A 15,436-nucleotide genomic window follows, 5' to 3' on the forward strand; every position below is an offset into this window, starting at 1 on the left:
GGGCCGTTTCAGCCCGGGTTGCGCGTCACCGCCACCTGCGGGTCTTCGAGCAGGAAGTTCACGAACTCGGTGATGAAGCCGGGAAAACGCGCATCCTGCCGCACCGCCAGGCTGAGCTCGCGCAGCGCCCAGGGCTCATCCAGGTGGATGACCGCCAGCTGGACGGACTGGGCGTGGTGGCCCAGCACGCTGGCCGGCACCAGCGCGATGCCCACGCCCGAGGCCACCAGCGACAGCACGGCCTCGAAGTTGTGCGCATGCAGGCGCGCGCGCACGCTGCGGCCATATTTCTGCGCCGTGTCGCGCAGGAAGAGGTAGTTGCTGCTGCTGCGCGCCATGCAGACGAAGTCGAAGTCCAGCGCCGCCCCCAGGCGTATCGACGCCTGCGAAGCCAGCACATGGCCCTGCGGTGCAACGATGACCAGCCGGTCCACCGCGTAGGGCTGCACCGCCAGGCCCTGCACGTCCGACGGGCCGGCGAAGATGCCCACGTCGGCCTCGCGCGCCAGCACCGCGGCGGGAATGTCCTCGCTCTGCCGCTCCTCGATGTCGGCATCGATGCCTGGGTAGGCCACCAGGAAGCGCCCCAGCGTGGGCGTGACGAAGCCATTGAGCGAGCTGCTGTTGGCCACCAGCCGCACATGGCCCTTGACGCCCGAGATGAAGCGGCTGACATCGCCTTGCATGCGCGCAATGCCCTCGAACAGTTCGCGCACATGGGCCAGCACGGCTTCGCCGGCCGGCGTCAGCTCCATGCCGCGCGGGTTGCGGTCGAACAGCAGCGTGCCCAGCGCCTGCTCCAGGTTCTTGAGCCGGTAGCTGGCCGCCGACGGCGTGATGAACACGGCCGACGCGCCAGCCGTGAGGCTGCCGGCCTGGGCAATTTCCAGGAAGAGGCGGAGGTCCGACAGTTCGTAGCGCATGGTAGGGCGCGATGCTACGCCTTTTGCCGGATACCCCCTGCGCAGCCGGCGACACGCATCGGCAGCCCGGTGGATGCATGCCTTGCACGCCTTCGTCCACGGCCAGAGATTTTCCCAATCACAATTTTTTACATTGCACCTATACTGGGCGCCGAGCGAACGAGGGATGCCATCGTGCGTTTCACCGGCCCACCGCACCGCATCCACCTCTTTCCACCGCCGCATCATGAGAATCCTGATTGCCATCTGCAGCGTGCAATACCGCAGCGGCGCGGAGCTATTCGTGCGCGACCTCGCGCTCGCCCTGCACCGGCGCGGCCACACCGTGGTGGTCTATGCGCCCATCATGGGCGACATGGTGGATGAACTGCGCGCGCGCTGCATCGCCTGCGTGACCGGGCTGCCCAGCATCGCCGAGGCGCCGGACCTGATCCTCGGCAACACGCGGGACGACACGGTGGCCTGCCTGGCGCACTTCCCGGGCGTGCCGGTGGTCTCCATCTGCCACGACCGGACCAATCCCCACGGGCGGCCGCCGCTTTTCACCCGGGTGCGGCAGCACATTGCCGTCGACGAAAACTGCGCCGAGCGGCTGAGCCTGGAGCATGGCATTCCCCGCTCCGCCATCGAGATCGTCTCGAACGGCGTGGAGCTGGAGCGCTTTGCCCCACGCGCGCCGCTGCCGGCCAGGCCGCAGCGCGCCGCCATCTTCAGCAACTATTCCACCGAACACCAGGACACGGCCACGATCCGCCGCGCCTGCCTGGCGGCGGGCCTGGCGCTGGATGTGATCGGCGCCGGCGTGGGCAGCCAGGCCAAATCCCCCGAGCTGCTGCTGGGCCAGTACGACCTGGTGTTCGCCAAGGCGCGCTGCGCGATGGAAGCCATGGCGGTCGGCTGCGCGGTCGTGCTTTTCAACGAAGGCATGGGCATCGCGGGCATGGTCACGGCCGGCAATGTGCGCGAGTGGCACCGCTGGAACTTCGGCCGGCGGCTGCTGCAGACGCCGCTCGACGAAGCGGCCGTCGCCCAAGCCATGACCAGCTACCGGGCCGAGGACGCCGCAGCCGTCAGCACCTATGTGCGCACCCATGTCTCGCTGGCCGCCACCACGCAGGCCATCGAGGGCATTGCGCTGCGGGTGCTGCGCGAGGAGCCGGCGCGCGGGCCGGTCGGCCCGCAGCAGGAAATCCGCGAGTTCGCTCGCCACATGGCGGACGACCTGATGCCCATGGGCGTGACGCAGACCGCCATGCAGATCAGCGTGCTACAGGAGCGCATCGCGGCCCTGGAGGCGCGGCTCCGCGAGCCACCCGCCAGTCCCATCCCGGATGCGTCCCCGGCACAGCCTTCGAACGAACTCGCCGCCACCCAGGCCCGGATTGCCGCACTGGAGCAGCAGGTCCGGGACCTGCACGCCAGCCGCTCCTGGCGCGTGACCGCGCCGCTGCGCTGGATCGCGGCCCGCCTGGGCGCCTGAAACCTGCAGGACACTTCCATGAAGCCGCTTCTCCTCATCGCCCACCCCGGACACGAGCTGCGCATCTACGAATGGGTGCGGCGCGTGAAGCCCCATGTCGTGGTGCTGACCCACGGCGACGGCTCCATCCACCAGCCCCGCCTGGACGACACGCGCGCGCTGCTCGAACCCATCGGGGTGCGGGTGCGCACCGACTGGCTCCAGCCGGTGGCCGACTCGCAGGTGTACCAGGCCCTGCTGGGCGCAGGCCCGTCGCCCTTTGCCGCCTGGCTGGAGGCCTTGGTCCAGGCAGCCCGGCAGGAGCCCTTCGACATGCTGGTGGCGGACGAAGCCGAAGGCTACAACCCCACCCACGACCTGTGCCGGGTGCTGGCCAACTGCCTCGCGCAGCGCCTGGAGCAAGAGGGGCGTGCGGTGCCAAACCTGGAAATCCCGCTGATCGGCCACCCGTGCGATCCGGCCCGCACCGCGCAGGCCAAGGTCACGGTGGAGCTGTCGGCGTCCGAGCTCGGGCAGAAGCTGGCGCTGATGCACAGCTATGCCCATCGCTGCAGTCCGGTGCTGGAGCAGGAACTGCAGACCATGCTGGACACCTACGGCGCCGAGTCGTTCGGCATGGAATGCCTGTACGGCGCCACCCGCACCCCCTACGAAGACCAGCGGGCGCCCGCCACCGTGCCTTATTTCGAGCAGGTCGGCGAGGAACGGTACGCCGCCGGCGTCTACCAGCATGTGATCCGCGCGGAACACCTGAGGCAGCTGGTGGCATCTTTCACAGGGCCGCATTGACGGCACGGGCACGTGAGCAAGACCCGCCTCGCCATCGTTGGGTACGGCCGCTTCGGCCGGGTGCACGCCAGGCGCGCGCGCCTGCACCCGGCGTTCGAGGTCTGCTGCATCGTGGAGCCCGATCCGCAGGCCCGGCTGGCGGCCCAGGTCGATGGCTTCGACTCAGTGGCCAGCCTGCAGGAACTGCCCGCCGGCATCGAAGCAGCCACCGTCATCACGCCTTCCGAGACCCACGCCGAGATTGCCATCGCCTTGATGCGCCTGGGCATCGACGTGCTGGTCGAAAAGCCGTTCGCCACCTCGGATCGCGCCATAGACGCCATGCTGGAGGCCGCGCAGGCCACCGGCCGCCGCCTGTACACGGGGCACATCGAACGCTTCAACCATGCGCTGGCCTCGGCGCCCTGGCGCGAAGGCGCGCCCGACCGCATCGAGTTCGAGCGCCGCTCGCGCCTGCCCGCCCGGGCGGACTGCGTGGTGCTGGACCTGATGGTGCACGACCTCGACCTGGCCTCGCACCTGCTAGCCGCCCCGGCGCCGGCGGCCTTCGAGATCGTCGACGTGCGGCAGCACTGCCACGGCGTGACCGCCGAGCTCGTTATCGGCGCCACCCCGCTGAAGCTGTGCGCCCGCCACGGGGCGCCCCTCTCGGCCGCCAGCCTGCTGTGGCGCCACGGCGATGCGCTGCACACGCTGTCGCTGTGCCACCACCTGGAGCCAGGGCAGGACGACCCGCTCACACGCCAGTACACCGCCTTCCGCCAGCAGCTCGACGGCCAGCCCTCGCCCATCGCCAGCGCCTGGGAGGGCGCCATGGCGGCGCGCCGCGCCATCGCCATTGCGGCACGGCTATGAGGGTGCCGTTCTTCCGCAGCCCCTGGCAGGACCCGGCGGCCGCCGCCGGCCTGGGCCCGGAGCTGGTACGGGTGCTGCAGTCCGGCCAGTACATCCTGGGGCCGCAGGTGCGCGCGTTCGAACAGGCGTTTTCGCACCGGCTGAACCACCGGCCCGTGGTCGGCCTCAACTCCGGCACGGATGCGCTGGTGCTCGCGCTGCAGATGCTCGACCTGCAGCCCGGTGATGAAGTCATCCTGCCCAGCTTCACCTTCTTTGCCTGCTACGAGGCCGTGGTCCGGGCCGGGGCCAGGCCGGTGCCGGCGGACTCGCAGGCGGATGATTTCCTCTGCACCGAAGCGGAGATGGCCGCTTGCGCCACGCCCCGCACGCGCGCCGTGCTGGCCGTCCCCCTGTTCGGCGATGCCAGCGCAATACCGGCCATCGCCCGGTACTGCCGCGCCGAAGGCATTCCCTTGGTCGAAGACACCGCCCAGGCCCTGGGCGCCAGCGCCCTCTCTGGCACCGAGTGGTTGCCGGCCGGCAGCATGGGCGATATCGGCACCCTGAGCTTCTACCCCACCAAGACGCTGGGGGCGGCCGGGGATGCCGGCGCGCTGGCCAGCCCGCATCCGCATTTCATCGAGCGGGCCTTGTCCCTGCGCAACCACGGGCTGCGCGCCCCGCTGCATGCGGAGGCGGGCCTGAACAGCCGCATGGACGAGCTGCAGGCCACCGTGCTGCTGCAAGGCCTGGCCCGAATGGACGGCTGGCTGGCCCAGCGCCAGGCCATTGCCCGGCGCTATCTGGAGCACCTGGCCGACCTGCCCGCCATCACCCTGCCCCACGACCGCCCCGGGCACGCCTGGAACTACTTCGTGCTCAGATGCCCCCAGCGCGACCTGCTGCAGCAGCTGCTGCGCCAACAGGGCGTGGATACGCGCATCTACTATGAGCGCCCCATCCACCTGCAGCCCGCCTGCCTCGATCGGTTCGGGGCCGCCCACCTGCCGCATGCGGAGCGGCACGCGCAGCAGGCGCTGGCGCTGCCCATCTACCCGGGCATGGCGCCGGACGAGATCGGCAGCGTCGTCGAGGCCGTCCGATGGGCCGCCGTGCGCCTGGGCTGACACCCCTGCCCCAGCGGCAAACCGCCTGGTGCAAAATTTTTTGCCCAATGATGGAATGAAAGCGCGGCCCGCGCGCTCATGAACAACATGATCTCTTCCGCCGAGTCGCGCTACAACCAGTGGGTGCACGAGCACTACCGCTTTCTGCTGCGCAGCGCCTGGGCCCTGACCGGCTCGCGGGCGATTGCCGAGGATGTGGTGCAGGACTGCTTCACCAGCGCTTGGCGTTTCCGCAACCAGCTGCGCGACCCGGCCATGGCGCGGGCCTGGCTGTTCCAGATCATGCGGCGCCATGCCTTCCGCAATATGGAACCGGCCGCCGCCACCGACGGCGAAGCACAGGAGCCCACCGACGACCGCCACCAGGCGCTGGATGTGCAGCTCGACGTGGTCAAGGCCCTGAGCCGCATCGCCCCCATCCACCGCGAGGTGCTGGTGCTGTACTACTTTGACGACATGCCCACGGCCCAGATGGCCGAGGCGCTGGACATCGCGCCCGGCACGGTGCTGTCGCGCCTGGCGCGCGCCCGCGACGCCCTGAAGGCCGCGCTGGAGCCCGGCCGCCCCACGGCCCCTGCGGCAGGCGCCGCCTCCAGTGTCATCCCGCTGCGAAAGCGTACCCCATGAATTGCAACGACCGCCCCGACGAGACGGAATTCGACCTGCGCGCCCGCGCCGAGCTGGCCCTGGCGTTCGAGCCGGGCCAGCCGCCGGCGCACCTGCTGCGCCATACGCCCTGGTATGCGCGGCGCAACCTGCAGCGCGCGCTGGCCGGCCTGCTGGTGGGCAGCACGGTGGCCGGCGCCGTCTTCGCCATGCGCCCGCCCGAGCTGGTGCGCTCGGCCATCGAGCACGAATACTACGAGCGCACGCTGCGCGGCAGCTTCATGCCCGCCGCCGAGATCGCGCACCGCCTCGACCTGCCGGCCGAGCAGGCGCTGCCCGGCTACACCCAGCTGATGCGCCCCTGCGACATCGACGGCCTGCGCGCCTACCACCTGACCACCTTCTTCGAGAAGGGCGGCATCGTCACCGTGCTGTCCTTCGAGCGGCTGCAGCAGATCCCCGACGGCGAGGGCTGGTGGGCCAATACCTACTGGAAGGTCGTGCGCTCGCGCGAAGGCCGCCCGCTGGTGCTGATCGCGCAGAAGAAGCAGGCCCTGTCCGTCGCGTCGCGCGCGCTGGGCCAGGCCGATGCCCCGGCCGCACCTGCGTCCTGACACCCGTTTCCGATCCCCATCCACAACAAGGAGAGACCATGCAACGCACCGCCCCCACCTCCCTGCCCCGCCGCCGCCTGCTGGCGGGCAGCGCCAGCGCGCTCGCCGCCGCCGGCCTCGCCGGCCTGCACGGCCCGGCCCTGGCGCAGGCCCCCGCCGCGCCGGCAGCGCCTGCCGTCAAGCCCCTGCCCGGCTATGCGAGCTGGAAGAACGCCGATGCCGTCATCGTGCACAGCAGCACCACTATCGAGACCAAGCGCAGCGCCTTCGGCACCAGCGTGGTCACGCCCACCAACCAGCTCTACGTGCGCAACAACCTGCCCACGCCGGCCGCCACCATCGTGGCCGACCGCGATGCCTGGCAGATCGAGGTCGCGGGCGTCAAGCAGCCCAAGGCCCTGAGCCTGCGCGAGCTGAAGGCCCTGGGCCTGGAGACCGTGACCATGGTGCTGCAGTGCTCGGGCAACGGCCGCGGCTTCTTCCCCAGCAAGCCCAGCGGCACCGCCTGGACGGTGGGCGCCGCCGGCTGCGTGACCTGGAGCGGCGTGCCCGTGCGCGACGTGGTGCAGGCCCTGGGCGGCCTGGTCGACGGCCTGCCCTACATGACCGGCACCGGCGGCGAGGTGCTGCCGGCCGGCATCGACCCCAAGAGCGTGATCGTGGAGCGCTCGGTGCCCGTCTCGGCCATGCAGGACGCGCTGCTGGCCTGGGAGATGAACGGCGAACCCATCCCGCTGGCCCACGGCGGCCCGCTGCGCCTGATCGTGCCCGGCTATACCGGCGTGAACAACATCAAGTACATCAAGCAGCTGGCCTTCACCGCCAAGGAGAGCGACGCGCACATCATGTCGCACGGCTACCGCATCACGCCCCCGGGCGGCAAGGGCGACCCGAGCCAGCCCTCGGTGCAGGAGATGAGCGTCAAGTCCTGGATCAACAGCCCGCTGCCCGAAGACGGCGCCGCCGCCGGCACCGTGCAGATCCACGGCGTGGCCTTCGGCGGCATGAACGCCATCAAGGGCGTGGAAGTCTCCATCGACGGCGGCAAGACCTGGCGCCCGGCGCGCCTGGTGGGCCCGGACATGGGCAAGTACGCCTGGCGCCAGTTCGCGCTGCAGGCTACGCTGCCCAAGGGCACCCACGTGCTGGCCAGCCGCGCCACCGACGCCCAGGGCAACGTGCAGCCCGAAACCCGCGGCGAGAACCAGAGCGGCTACAACAACACCAGCTGGGCCGACCACGCCGTGACCGTCACCATCGCCTGACCCGACATCCATTCACCCACGATAGACATGAAGCATATCCACACCCTCGGCGCGCTGGCCTTCTCGGCCCTCGCGGCCCTGACCACGACTGCCGCGCACGCCGACGAGGCCGCGCAGATGGCGCGCGGCAAGCAACTCTTCACCACGGCCACCCCGGCCTGCGCGGTCTGCCACACCCTCAAGGACGCCGGCACCGAAGGCACCATCGGCCCCGTGCTCGACGAGCTGCAGCCCGATGCCGCCCGCGTGGCCCGCGCGCTGCGCGACGGCATCGGCAGCATGCCCTCCTTCAAGGCCAGCCTGAGCGCCGCCGACATCGACGCGCTCGCGCTGTACGTCAGCAAGGTCAGCAAGGGCAAATAAGGCTTTCAGCATCAAATTGGCGGCCATCGCTTGTGTATCAAGCGCTGGCCGCTATGCTTTTTGCCATCCTCGCGCCGCCCGGCGCGGCATGTCCAGCACCATCTCGTGCGCTGCCAGCCGGGCATGGATGAAATCGGTGAAGGCCTTGATGCGGGCCACGTCCTTCAGGTCGGGGTGGGTCAGCACCCAGACCTGGGTGTCCAGTGCCTCGGACGGCGGCTCGACCTGCACCAGCTCCTTGTGCCGCTCCGCCAGCATGCACAGCAGCAGACCCATGCCCACGCCCGCCCGCACGAGCTGCGCCATGCCGCTCAGGCTGTCCACCTGGGCCGCGATGCGGTCGGCGGGAATGTGGGCCCGCAGCCACTGGGCCTGGGCCAGGTGCGACAGGCCTTCGTCCGGCGCCACCCAGTCATGCTCGGCCAGCGCCTTGCTCCGGGCATGGGCCTTCAGGTAGGCCTTTGATGCATAGATGGCCGTCTGTATCCGCCCCGCCCGGCGGCCGATCAGGTAGTCCGGCGGCGCATTGCTCGGGCGGATGGCCACGTCGGCCTCGCGCTTGTTCAGGCTGAGAAAGCTGTTGTTGACCACCAGCTGCAGCTGGATGCCCGGATGCAGCGCGCGGAACTCCGCCAGCAGGGGCCCGAGCAGACCAATGAGCAAGGTGTCCGTCGTCGTGATGCGGACGGTGCCGGACAGGCGCAGGTCCAGCCCCGAGAGCTGGCGCTGCGCGGCGTCGATCTGCTCCTCCACGCCCCGCAGCCGATCGCGCAGCGACTCGCCGGCCAGCGTCATCGCGTAGCCGGTGGGCAGTCGGTCGAACAGGCGCACGTCCATGCGTGCCTCCAGCGCGCCCAGCCGGCGCAGCACCGTCGAATGATTCACCCCCAGCGCGCGCGCCGCGGCCGACAGCGCGCCCTCGCGCGCCACGGCCAGAAACACACGCAGATCATCCCAGTCCGTGCTCTGCATTTCTGCATACCTCAAATGCGATTATTGGGAATTTTCCTGCAAGGAAGCATAGCCTACATTCGGCTCCATCGCCATTCCAACGACCCCACCAGGAGCCTTCCATGATCGTTTTCCACACCGCCAACACCCCGAACGGGCACAAGGTCGCCATCGCCTTGCAAGAGCTGGGCATGCCGCACGAAGTCGTACCCGTCGATCTCGGCCGGGGTGAGCAGCACCACCCCGATTTCGTTGCGCTGAGCCCCAACCACAAGATTCCCGTCATCGTCGATCGCCGCGATGACGGAAGCACCCAGGTGGTGTTCGAGTCCTGCGCCATCCTGATCCACCTGGCCGACCAGGCCGGCCGCCTGCTGTCGCGCGATCCGGCCCGGCGCAGCGAGACCCTGCAGTGGCTCTTCCTGCAGACCTCCAGCATCGGGCCCATGCTCGGCCAGCTCTGGTGGTTCCGCCATGGCACGAGCACCCGCAACGAGCAGGCGCTGGAGCGCTACACGAACGAGGCCAAGCGCCTCTATGGCGTCGTCGAGCAGCGCCTGGCCACCTCGCCCTATATCGCCGGCGACGCCTACTCGATCGCCGACATCGCCATGTTCCCCTGGCTGCGGACCGGGGAAGAGCTGGGGCTGGATATCGCGGACTGGCCGCATGTGCAGGCCTGGCTGCACAAGATCGGCGAGCGGCCCGCCGTGCAGCGCGGCCTGGCGCTGCTGCAGGCGCAGGCCGCCTGAACCCGAAACCCACACCCTCCCATTTCCCCGAGGAATCACCACCATGGAATCCCTGCTGATCCCCGCCTCGCTCATCGCGGGCGGCCTGCTCGCCGTGCAGGCAGGCGCCAATGCGCAACTCTCCAAGGCCACCGGCAGCCCCTTCGCCGCAACCACGCTGCAGCTCTCGGTCGGCACGCTGGCGCTGCTGGTGCTCGTCCTTTTCACCGGCACGCTGACCACGCTCGCCGCCCTGCCCGAGGTGCCGTGGTGGCACGCCATCGGCGGCGTGGCCAGCGCGTTCTATGTCGTCTCGACGATCCTGCTGTTCCCGCGCCTTGGCGCGGTGGTATCGGTCGGCCTCTTCATCGCCGGCCAGATGCTGGCCTCGTTCGCGCTCGACGTGGCCGGCCTGGCCGGCGGTGCGCCGCGCGCCATCGATGCGCCGCTCGCCATCGGCATGCTGGCGATCCTGGCGGGCGCCGCGCTCATGGTGAAGGGGCAATCCGGCCAGGCATCGCAGCCCATCCCGGGCAAGGCCGGCTGGATTGTGCTGGCCCTGCTGGGCGGCGCGGTGCTGCCGGTGCAGGGCGTGGTCAACGGCCTGCTGCGCAACGACCTCGGCGCGCCCTTCGCCGTCGGCGCCGTGAGCTTCCTCGTCGCCACGCTGGCCATGGCGGGCGTGCTGTTGTTCTCGGCCCTGTTCCTGCGCACACCCGCGCCCACACTGCGATCTCTGCCCGCCATGCCGTGGTGGGGCTGGCTGGGCGGCTTTGCCGGGGCGATCTACGTCACCACCGTATTCACCGCGATCCCGGTCATCGGCGCCTCGGCAGCCGTGGGGCTGACAGTGGCCGGCCAGCAGGTGGCATCCGTGTTCGTCGACCGGCATGGCTGGTTCCGGCTGCCCCGGCGCGAGGTTTCGCCGCTGCGGCTGCTCGGCGTGGCGCTGCTGCTTGCCGGCGTGGCCGTCATCAAGCTGCTCTGAACACACTCTCGCATCCCAAGGAGACTCCCATGGACTGGATCCTCTTGCTCGCCGCCGGCCTGGTCGAAATCGGCATGGCCTTCGCCCTCAAGGCCGCCGCCGGCTGGACCCGGCCGGTTCCCGCGCTGCTGGGGCTGGGCGCCGCCGTTACCAGCATCGCGCTGCTCACGGCCGCCCTGCGCAGCCTGCCCATCGGCACGGCCTACGCGATCTGGACCGGCATCGGTGCCATCGGTGTCACGGTCGTCGGCATCGTCGTCTTCCAGGAAAGCGCGGCGCCGCTGCGGCTGCTGTGCATCGGCCTGATCTTTGCGGGGATCATCGGGTTGAAGCTGCAGGGGTAGGCGCGAAATGTGCCCGGACCAGTTTGGGGCAGCTGTGCATAGAGTATCGTGAGCGGCCAACCCCGAAAGGAATCGTCCAGTGCAAAAACCAAACTACCAATTCGAAAAGCGCCAACGCGAGCAAGAGAAGAAGAAAAAGAAGGCCGAGAAGGCGCAGCGGAAGGCTGCAGCGCCTGAGGAATCTCCGCCCAATGTGGCGCCTCCAGTGCCGCCGGAGAACAGTAGCCAAGACTGAGGCGGTGTGCCGCAGTGATTTTGAGGGCCTCGGCTGGCACGCTCCGGCACCACAGGTGGATTCAACCGGTCGATACGAGACCATCATTGCTTGCATGAAAAAAGCGCTCACAGTGGAGCGCTTTTCTTATGGGGAAAGCGGCGGCCATGCCGCCTCAGGAGTGGGACGGCCTATTCGGCCGTCACGCTCTTGGCAAGGTTTCTGGGTTTGTGCCGCCGCATAACTTCGCTACGCGAAGTGAGCGGCGTCCAAACCGCCCAATCTGGGCGCTCCGCGCGGCGGCCCTGCCGCCCCAAGAGCGTAACGGTCACTCGACCGTCACGCTCTTGGCCAGATTGCGCGGTTTGTGGCTCCGGCCCGCTGCTTGCGCAGCTTCACGTCGGCGCGCCGACATGAGCCTCCACCGCAAACCCCGAAACCTCGCGCCTTCGGCGCCAGCGCTATGCGCTGGCCCAGAGCGCAACGGTCACTCGACCGTCACGCTCTTGGCGAGGTTTCTGGGTTTGTCCACATCCGTCCCCCGCGCCACGGCCGTGTGGTAGGCCAGCAGCTGCAGCGGCACCACGTGCAGGATGGGCGAGAGGTCGCCGTACTTGCCGTTCAGGCGGATGACGTGCATGCCTTCGCTGCTCTCGATGCGGGTGTCCTCGTCGGCCAGCACGTAGAGCACGCCGCCGCGCGCGCGCACTTCCTGCATGTTGCTCTTGAGCTTTTCGAGCAGTTCGTCGTTCGGCGCCACGGTCACCACCGGCATGCTGCTGGTCACCAGGGCCAGCGGGCCGTGCTTGAGCTCGCCGGCGGGGTAGGCCTCGGCGTGGATGTAGCTAATTTCCTTGAGCTTGAGCGCGCCTTCCAGCGCAATCGGGTAGTGCGTGCCGCGGCCCAGGAAGAGCGCGTTCTCCTTCTGCGCAAAGGCCTCGGCCCAGCTGATGAGCTGCGGCTCCAGCGCCAGCACGGCCTGCAGCGCGGCGGGCAGGTGGCGCATTTGCTCCAGGTAGTCGTGCGCCTGCGCCTCGCTGACCCGGCCTTTGCTCTGGCCCAGCGCCAGCGTCAGCAGGAACAGCGCCGCCAGCTGCGTGGTGAAGGCCTTGGTCGATGCCACGCCGATCTCGACGCCGGCGCGGGTGATGTAGCTCAGCTTGCACTCGCGCACCATGGCGCTGGTGGCCACGTTGCAGATGGTCAGCGTGTGCTCCATGCCCAGGCCCTGTGCGTGGCGCAGCGCAGCCAGGGTGTCGGCCGTCTCGCCGGACTGGCTGATGGTGACGATCAGCGTGCGCGGGTTGGGCACGCTCTTGCGGTAGCGGTACTCGCTGGCCACTTCCACCTGGGTGGGGATGCCGGCGATGCCTTCCAGCCAGTACTTGGCGGTGCAGCCGCTGTAGTAGCTGGTGCCGCAGGCCAGGATGAGCACGTTGTCGATCTGCTCGAACACGCGCCACGCGGCCGTGCCGTCGGCACCGTTGAACAGCTCGGGCACCACGGCCTGCACGCCCTCCAGCGTCTCGGCGATGGCGCGGGGCTGCTCGAAGATTTCCTTCTGCATGTAGTGGCGGTACGGGCCCAGCTCCACCGCGCCCGAGTGCGCCTGCACGGTGCGCACGGGGCGCTCGGCCTCGGTCAGCGTCTTGCCGGCGGCGTCGACGATCCAGTAGCGGCCGATCTGCAGGTCGACCAGGTCGCCCTCGGCCAAATAGACGATCTGGTCGGTCACGCCGGCCAGCGCCATCGCGTCGCTGGCAAGGAAGTTCTCGTTCTTGCCCACGCCCAGGATCAGCGGCGAGCCGGCGCGCGCGCCCACCACGCGGTGGGGCTCGTCCTTGTGCACCACGGCGATCGCATAGGCGCCGTGCAGCTGGCCGAGCGCGGCCTGCACGGCCTCGAACAGGTCGCCGTTGTAGAGGCTGTCGATCAGGTGGGCGATGACCTCGGTGTCGGTCTGGCTGAGAAACTCGTAACCCTTGGCCTGCAGCTGCGCGCGCAGCGCCTCGTGGTTCTCGATGATGCCGTTGTGCACCAGGGCCACGCGGCCGGTGGCCTGGGTGTCCGACACGCCGGTGCCGGCGCTGAAGTGCGGGTGGGCGTTGCCCACCACCGGCGCGCCGTGCGTGGCCCAGCGGGTGTGGGCGATGCCGGTGGCACCGCGCAGGTGGTCCTGGCGCACCTGCTCCTGCAGCTCGGCCACGCGGGCCGTGCTGCGGGCGCGGCGCAGGCCGCCGCCCAGTCCGCCATCGAGGCTGGCCTCGTGCACGGCCACGCCGCACGAGTCATAGCCCCGGTATTCCAGCCGCTGCAGACCCTGCACCAAAACCGGAACGATATCGCGCGTGGAGACCGCGCCAACAATGCCACACATAGCCTGCTCCTTGAAAACGATGCGCCAGTGTAGAAAAACAGCGGCGGAATTTCTGTTTGTTTTCTTAAAAGATATGAACTTTGATTACACAAAAATCAACTTACGGAATTAAATTTCATCATAATAAGAATCATGAAATCCATAGAACTGGACATCATCGACCTGCAGCTGCTCGACTGGCTGCAGAAAGACGCCGCCATGAGCAACCAGGAGCTGGCCGAGCGCGTTCACGTCTCGCCGCCCACCTGCCTCAGGCGCATCAAGCGGCTGCGCGACGCGGGACTGATCGCGTCGCAGGTCGCCATCCTCGATCCAGCGCAGCTGGCGACCATCCAGGGCTTCGGGCTGTTCGTGATCGTGGAGGTGACGCTGGACCGCCAGGACAGCGAGGCGCTGGACGCCTTCGAGTCCCTGGCCACCGCGCACGAGCAGGTGCAGCAGTGCTGGCGCGTGTCGCCGGGGCCGGACTTCGTGCTGGTGGTGTACGCGCACGACATGCCCGCCTATCTGGCGCTGGCGCAGAAGCTGTTCACCTCGCAGGCCAACATCCGCAACGTGAAGGCCTTCTTCGCCACCAAGCGGGCCAAGTTCCACACGCGGATTCCGCTGCACCGCGGGCCGCATGCGGCGCCCCAGCGCCCGCTGGGCACGACGCCCGGCCACAGCGGCTGAGCGCCCGCATCAAAAGGGTTTTCCATAGCGTGCCCGCAGCCACCTGAGGCCCTAGACTGCCAGGGCACCCACAACGCCATGCTCCCAAGGAGCGGGCCCCTCCACCACGCGCCCCGCAGTGGTGATGTGATCGATTGCTCACTGCCTGGGCACGTCTGAATATGCAGGCCAGGCTTCATGGAATCGATTATTCACATTGACGCGGACATCAGCTTTCGCAAACTTGAAATTCTCCAGGTCTTCATGGCGACCGGCCACCTAGGCCGCACGGCGGAGCAACTGGGGATCAGCGTCACCAGCGTGCACCGCGCGCTGCATTCGCTGGAGGGCAGCCTGCGCTGCATCCTGTTTCGCCACGAGGGCCGCAACCTCCTACCGACTGAGGCTGCCCAGGCCTTGAGCAGCACGGCCGGGCAGGTGCTGCACACCATGGCCGACGGCATCCGTGCCACCCGAGAAATCGCGGGCTATGCATCCAACCACATCCGCATAGGCTCGCTGTATTCGCTGACCAGCCATACCGTTCCGGCGCTGATCATTGCGCTCAAGCAGCGCCAGCACGACCTGCACACCGAGCTGACGCTGGGCTCGAACGTGGAACTGCTCGACAAGCTGCGCACCGGCGCTATCGACGCCGCGCTCATGGGCCAGGTGGACCACGCACCCGACCTCGAATCGCAGCTGCTGTTCGAGGACGACCTCTTCTTTGCCGCGCCGGCCGGCTCGCGCTATGCGACCCAGAGCGCCGTGGACCTGCGCAGCTGCGAAGGAGAGCGCTTCGTCAGCCTCGTTCCGGGATTCGCAACGCACGACCGCTTCGCCCAGGCCTTCCAGAACGCCGGCTACAGCCCCACGATCGCGCTGACCGTGGGCGACATCTTCTCTCTGATGAACCTGGTGGACGGCGGCCTGGGCTACACACTGCTGCCGGACCGCATGCGCAGCATCCTGCCCGACAACGTGCGCCTCGTCCCCATGCATCCGCGCTACCACCTGGCGCAGAAGGTCGTCGTCGCCTGCCTGCGCACGCGCGAGCGCTCACCCAACGTGCTGGCGCTGATCGTCACCTGCCGCACGCTGTCGCACCAGCTTGCGCGCCGGCGGGTGGGCGCGCCTGCACCGGCCCCGCGTTCCTGACCATTCCTGTTTGCGCAA

Annotated in this window: 16 protein-coding genes; 13 read left to right on the forward strand and 3 right to left on the reverse strand. The window is 68.9% G+C overall.

The annotated features are described in order from the left end of the window. Positions 1-8: 8 nt before the first annotated feature. Complete coding sequence (locus ACYVKR_RS00930) at positions 9-923, reverse strand: LysR family transcriptional regulator (RefSeq protein ID WP_460478828.1); 915 nt, start codon at positions 921-923, stop codon at positions 9-11. A 226-nt stretch (positions 924-1,149) separates the two neighbouring features. Here ACYVKR_RS00930 and ACYVKR_RS00935 point away from each other — a divergent pair, with 226 nt between their 5' ends. The 8 genes from ACYVKR_RS00935 to sorU all read left to right on the forward strand — a co-directional run bounded on the left by ACYVKR_RS00935 (position 1,150) and on the right by sorU (position 8,004). Beyond that, positions 1,150-2,403 carry a glycosyltransferase gene (locus ACYVKR_RS00935; RefSeq protein WP_460478829.1) on the forward strand — a complete coding sequence of 418 codons (1,254 nt, stop codon included), beginning with the start codon at positions 1,150-1,152 and terminating at the stop codon, positions 2,401-2,403. An 18-nt stretch (positions 2,404-2,421) separates the two neighbouring features. Then, complete coding sequence (locus tag ACYVKR_RS00940) at positions 2,422-3,192, forward strand: hypothetical protein (RefSeq protein WP_460478830.1); 771 nt, start codon at positions 2,422-2,424, stop codon at positions 3,190-3,192. Between the two features lie 12 nt (positions 3,193-3,204). Continuing rightward, on the forward strand, positions 3,205-4,047 hold the full coding sequence (locus ACYVKR_RS00945) for a Gfo/Idh/MocA family protein (RefSeq protein WP_460478831.1): 843 nt from the start codon (positions 3,205-3,207) through the stop codon (positions 4,045-4,047). Continuing rightward, positions 4,044-5,156, forward strand: coding sequence for a DegT/DnrJ/EryC1/StrS family aminotransferase (locus ACYVKR_RS00950; RefSeq protein ID WP_460478832.1), 1,113 nt, complete (start codon positions 4,044-4,046; stop codon positions 5,154-5,156). Before ACYVKR_RS00945 ends, ACYVKR_RS00950 begins: the two co-directional genes overlap by 4 nt. Positions 5,157-5,243: 87 nt before the next feature. Next, positions 5,244-5,783, forward strand: coding sequence for an RNA polymerase sigma factor (locus ACYVKR_RS00955; protein ID WP_460478833.1), 540 nt, complete (start codon positions 5,244-5,246; stop codon positions 5,781-5,783). Then, positions 5,780-6,376, forward strand: a complete 597-nt coding sequence (locus ACYVKR_RS00960; protein WP_460478834.1) for a hypothetical protein — start codon at positions 5,780-5,782, stop codon at positions 6,374-6,376. Before ACYVKR_RS00955 ends, ACYVKR_RS00960 begins: the two co-directional genes overlap by 4 nt. A gap of 38 nt (positions 6,377-6,414) precedes the next feature. Then, complete coding sequence (gene sorT, locus ACYVKR_RS00965; RefSeq protein WP_460478835.1) at positions 6,415-7,641, forward strand: sulfite oxidase; 1,227 nt, start codon at positions 6,415-6,417, stop codon at positions 7,639-7,641. Positions 7,642-7,668: 27 nt separating this feature from the next. Continuing rightward, on the forward strand, positions 7,669-8,004 hold the full coding sequence (gene sorU, locus ACYVKR_RS00970; protein ID WP_460478836.1) for a c-type cytochrome: 336 nt from the start codon (positions 7,669-7,671) through the stop codon (positions 8,002-8,004). Positions 8,005-8,055: 51 nt separating this feature from the next. On the opposite strand, the gene ACYVKR_RS00975 is transcribed toward sorU, so the two are convergent. Next, positions 8,056-8,976: a LysR family transcriptional regulator gene (locus ACYVKR_RS00975; RefSeq protein WP_460478837.1), complete on the reverse strand. Its 921-nt coding sequence runs from the start codon at positions 8,974-8,976 to the stop codon at positions 8,056-8,058. Positions 8,977-9,077: 101 nt separating this feature from the next. Between ACYVKR_RS00975 and ACYVKR_RS00980 the strand changes: the two genes are divergently transcribed. Genes ACYVKR_RS00980 through ACYVKR_RS00990 form a run of 3 tightly spaced genes read left to right on the forward strand, consistent with a single transcriptional unit; the run spans position 9,078 to position 11,018 of the window. Beyond that, a complete protein-coding gene (locus ACYVKR_RS00980) occupies positions 9,078-9,707 on the forward strand; it encodes a glutathione S-transferase family protein (protein ID WP_460478838.1) in 630 nt (209 codons plus the stop codon). Between the two features lie 43 nt (positions 9,708-9,750). Continuing rightward, positions 9,751-10,674, forward strand: coding sequence for a DMT family transporter (locus tag ACYVKR_RS00985; RefSeq protein WP_460478839.1), 924 nt, complete (start codon positions 9,751-9,753; stop codon positions 10,672-10,674). 29 nt (positions 10,675-10,703) lie between these two features. Further along, positions 10,704-11,018 (forward strand): DMT family transporter, encoded by a 315-nt coding sequence (locus tag ACYVKR_RS00990; protein ID WP_460478840.1) that lies wholly within the window; start codon positions 10,704-10,706, stop codon positions 11,016-11,018. Positions 11,019-11,719: 701 nt separating this feature from the next. Here ACYVKR_RS00990 and glmS read toward each other — a convergent pair. Further along, positions 11,720-13,609, reverse strand: coding sequence for a glutamine--fructose-6-phosphate aminotransferase (gene glmS / locus ACYVKR_RS00995; RefSeq protein ID WP_460478841.1), 1,890 nt, complete (start codon positions 13,607-13,609; stop codon positions 11,720-11,722). Positions 13,610-13,741: 132 nt separating this feature from the next. On the opposite strand from glmS, the gene ACYVKR_RS01000 reads away from it, so the two are divergent. After that, positions 13,742-14,281 (forward strand): Lrp/AsnC family transcriptional regulator, encoded by a 540-nt coding sequence (locus ACYVKR_RS01000; protein ID WP_460478842.1) that lies wholly within the window; start codon positions 13,742-13,744, stop codon positions 14,279-14,281. 177 nt (positions 14,282-14,458) lie between these two features. Then, a complete protein-coding gene (locus ACYVKR_RS01005) occupies positions 14,459-15,418 on the forward strand; it encodes a LysR family transcriptional regulator (RefSeq protein WP_460478843.1) in 960 nt (319 codons plus the stop codon). The last annotated feature ends 18 nt before the right edge of the window (positions 15,419-15,436 follow it).

The organism is Comamonas humi, from assembly GCF_054782535.1.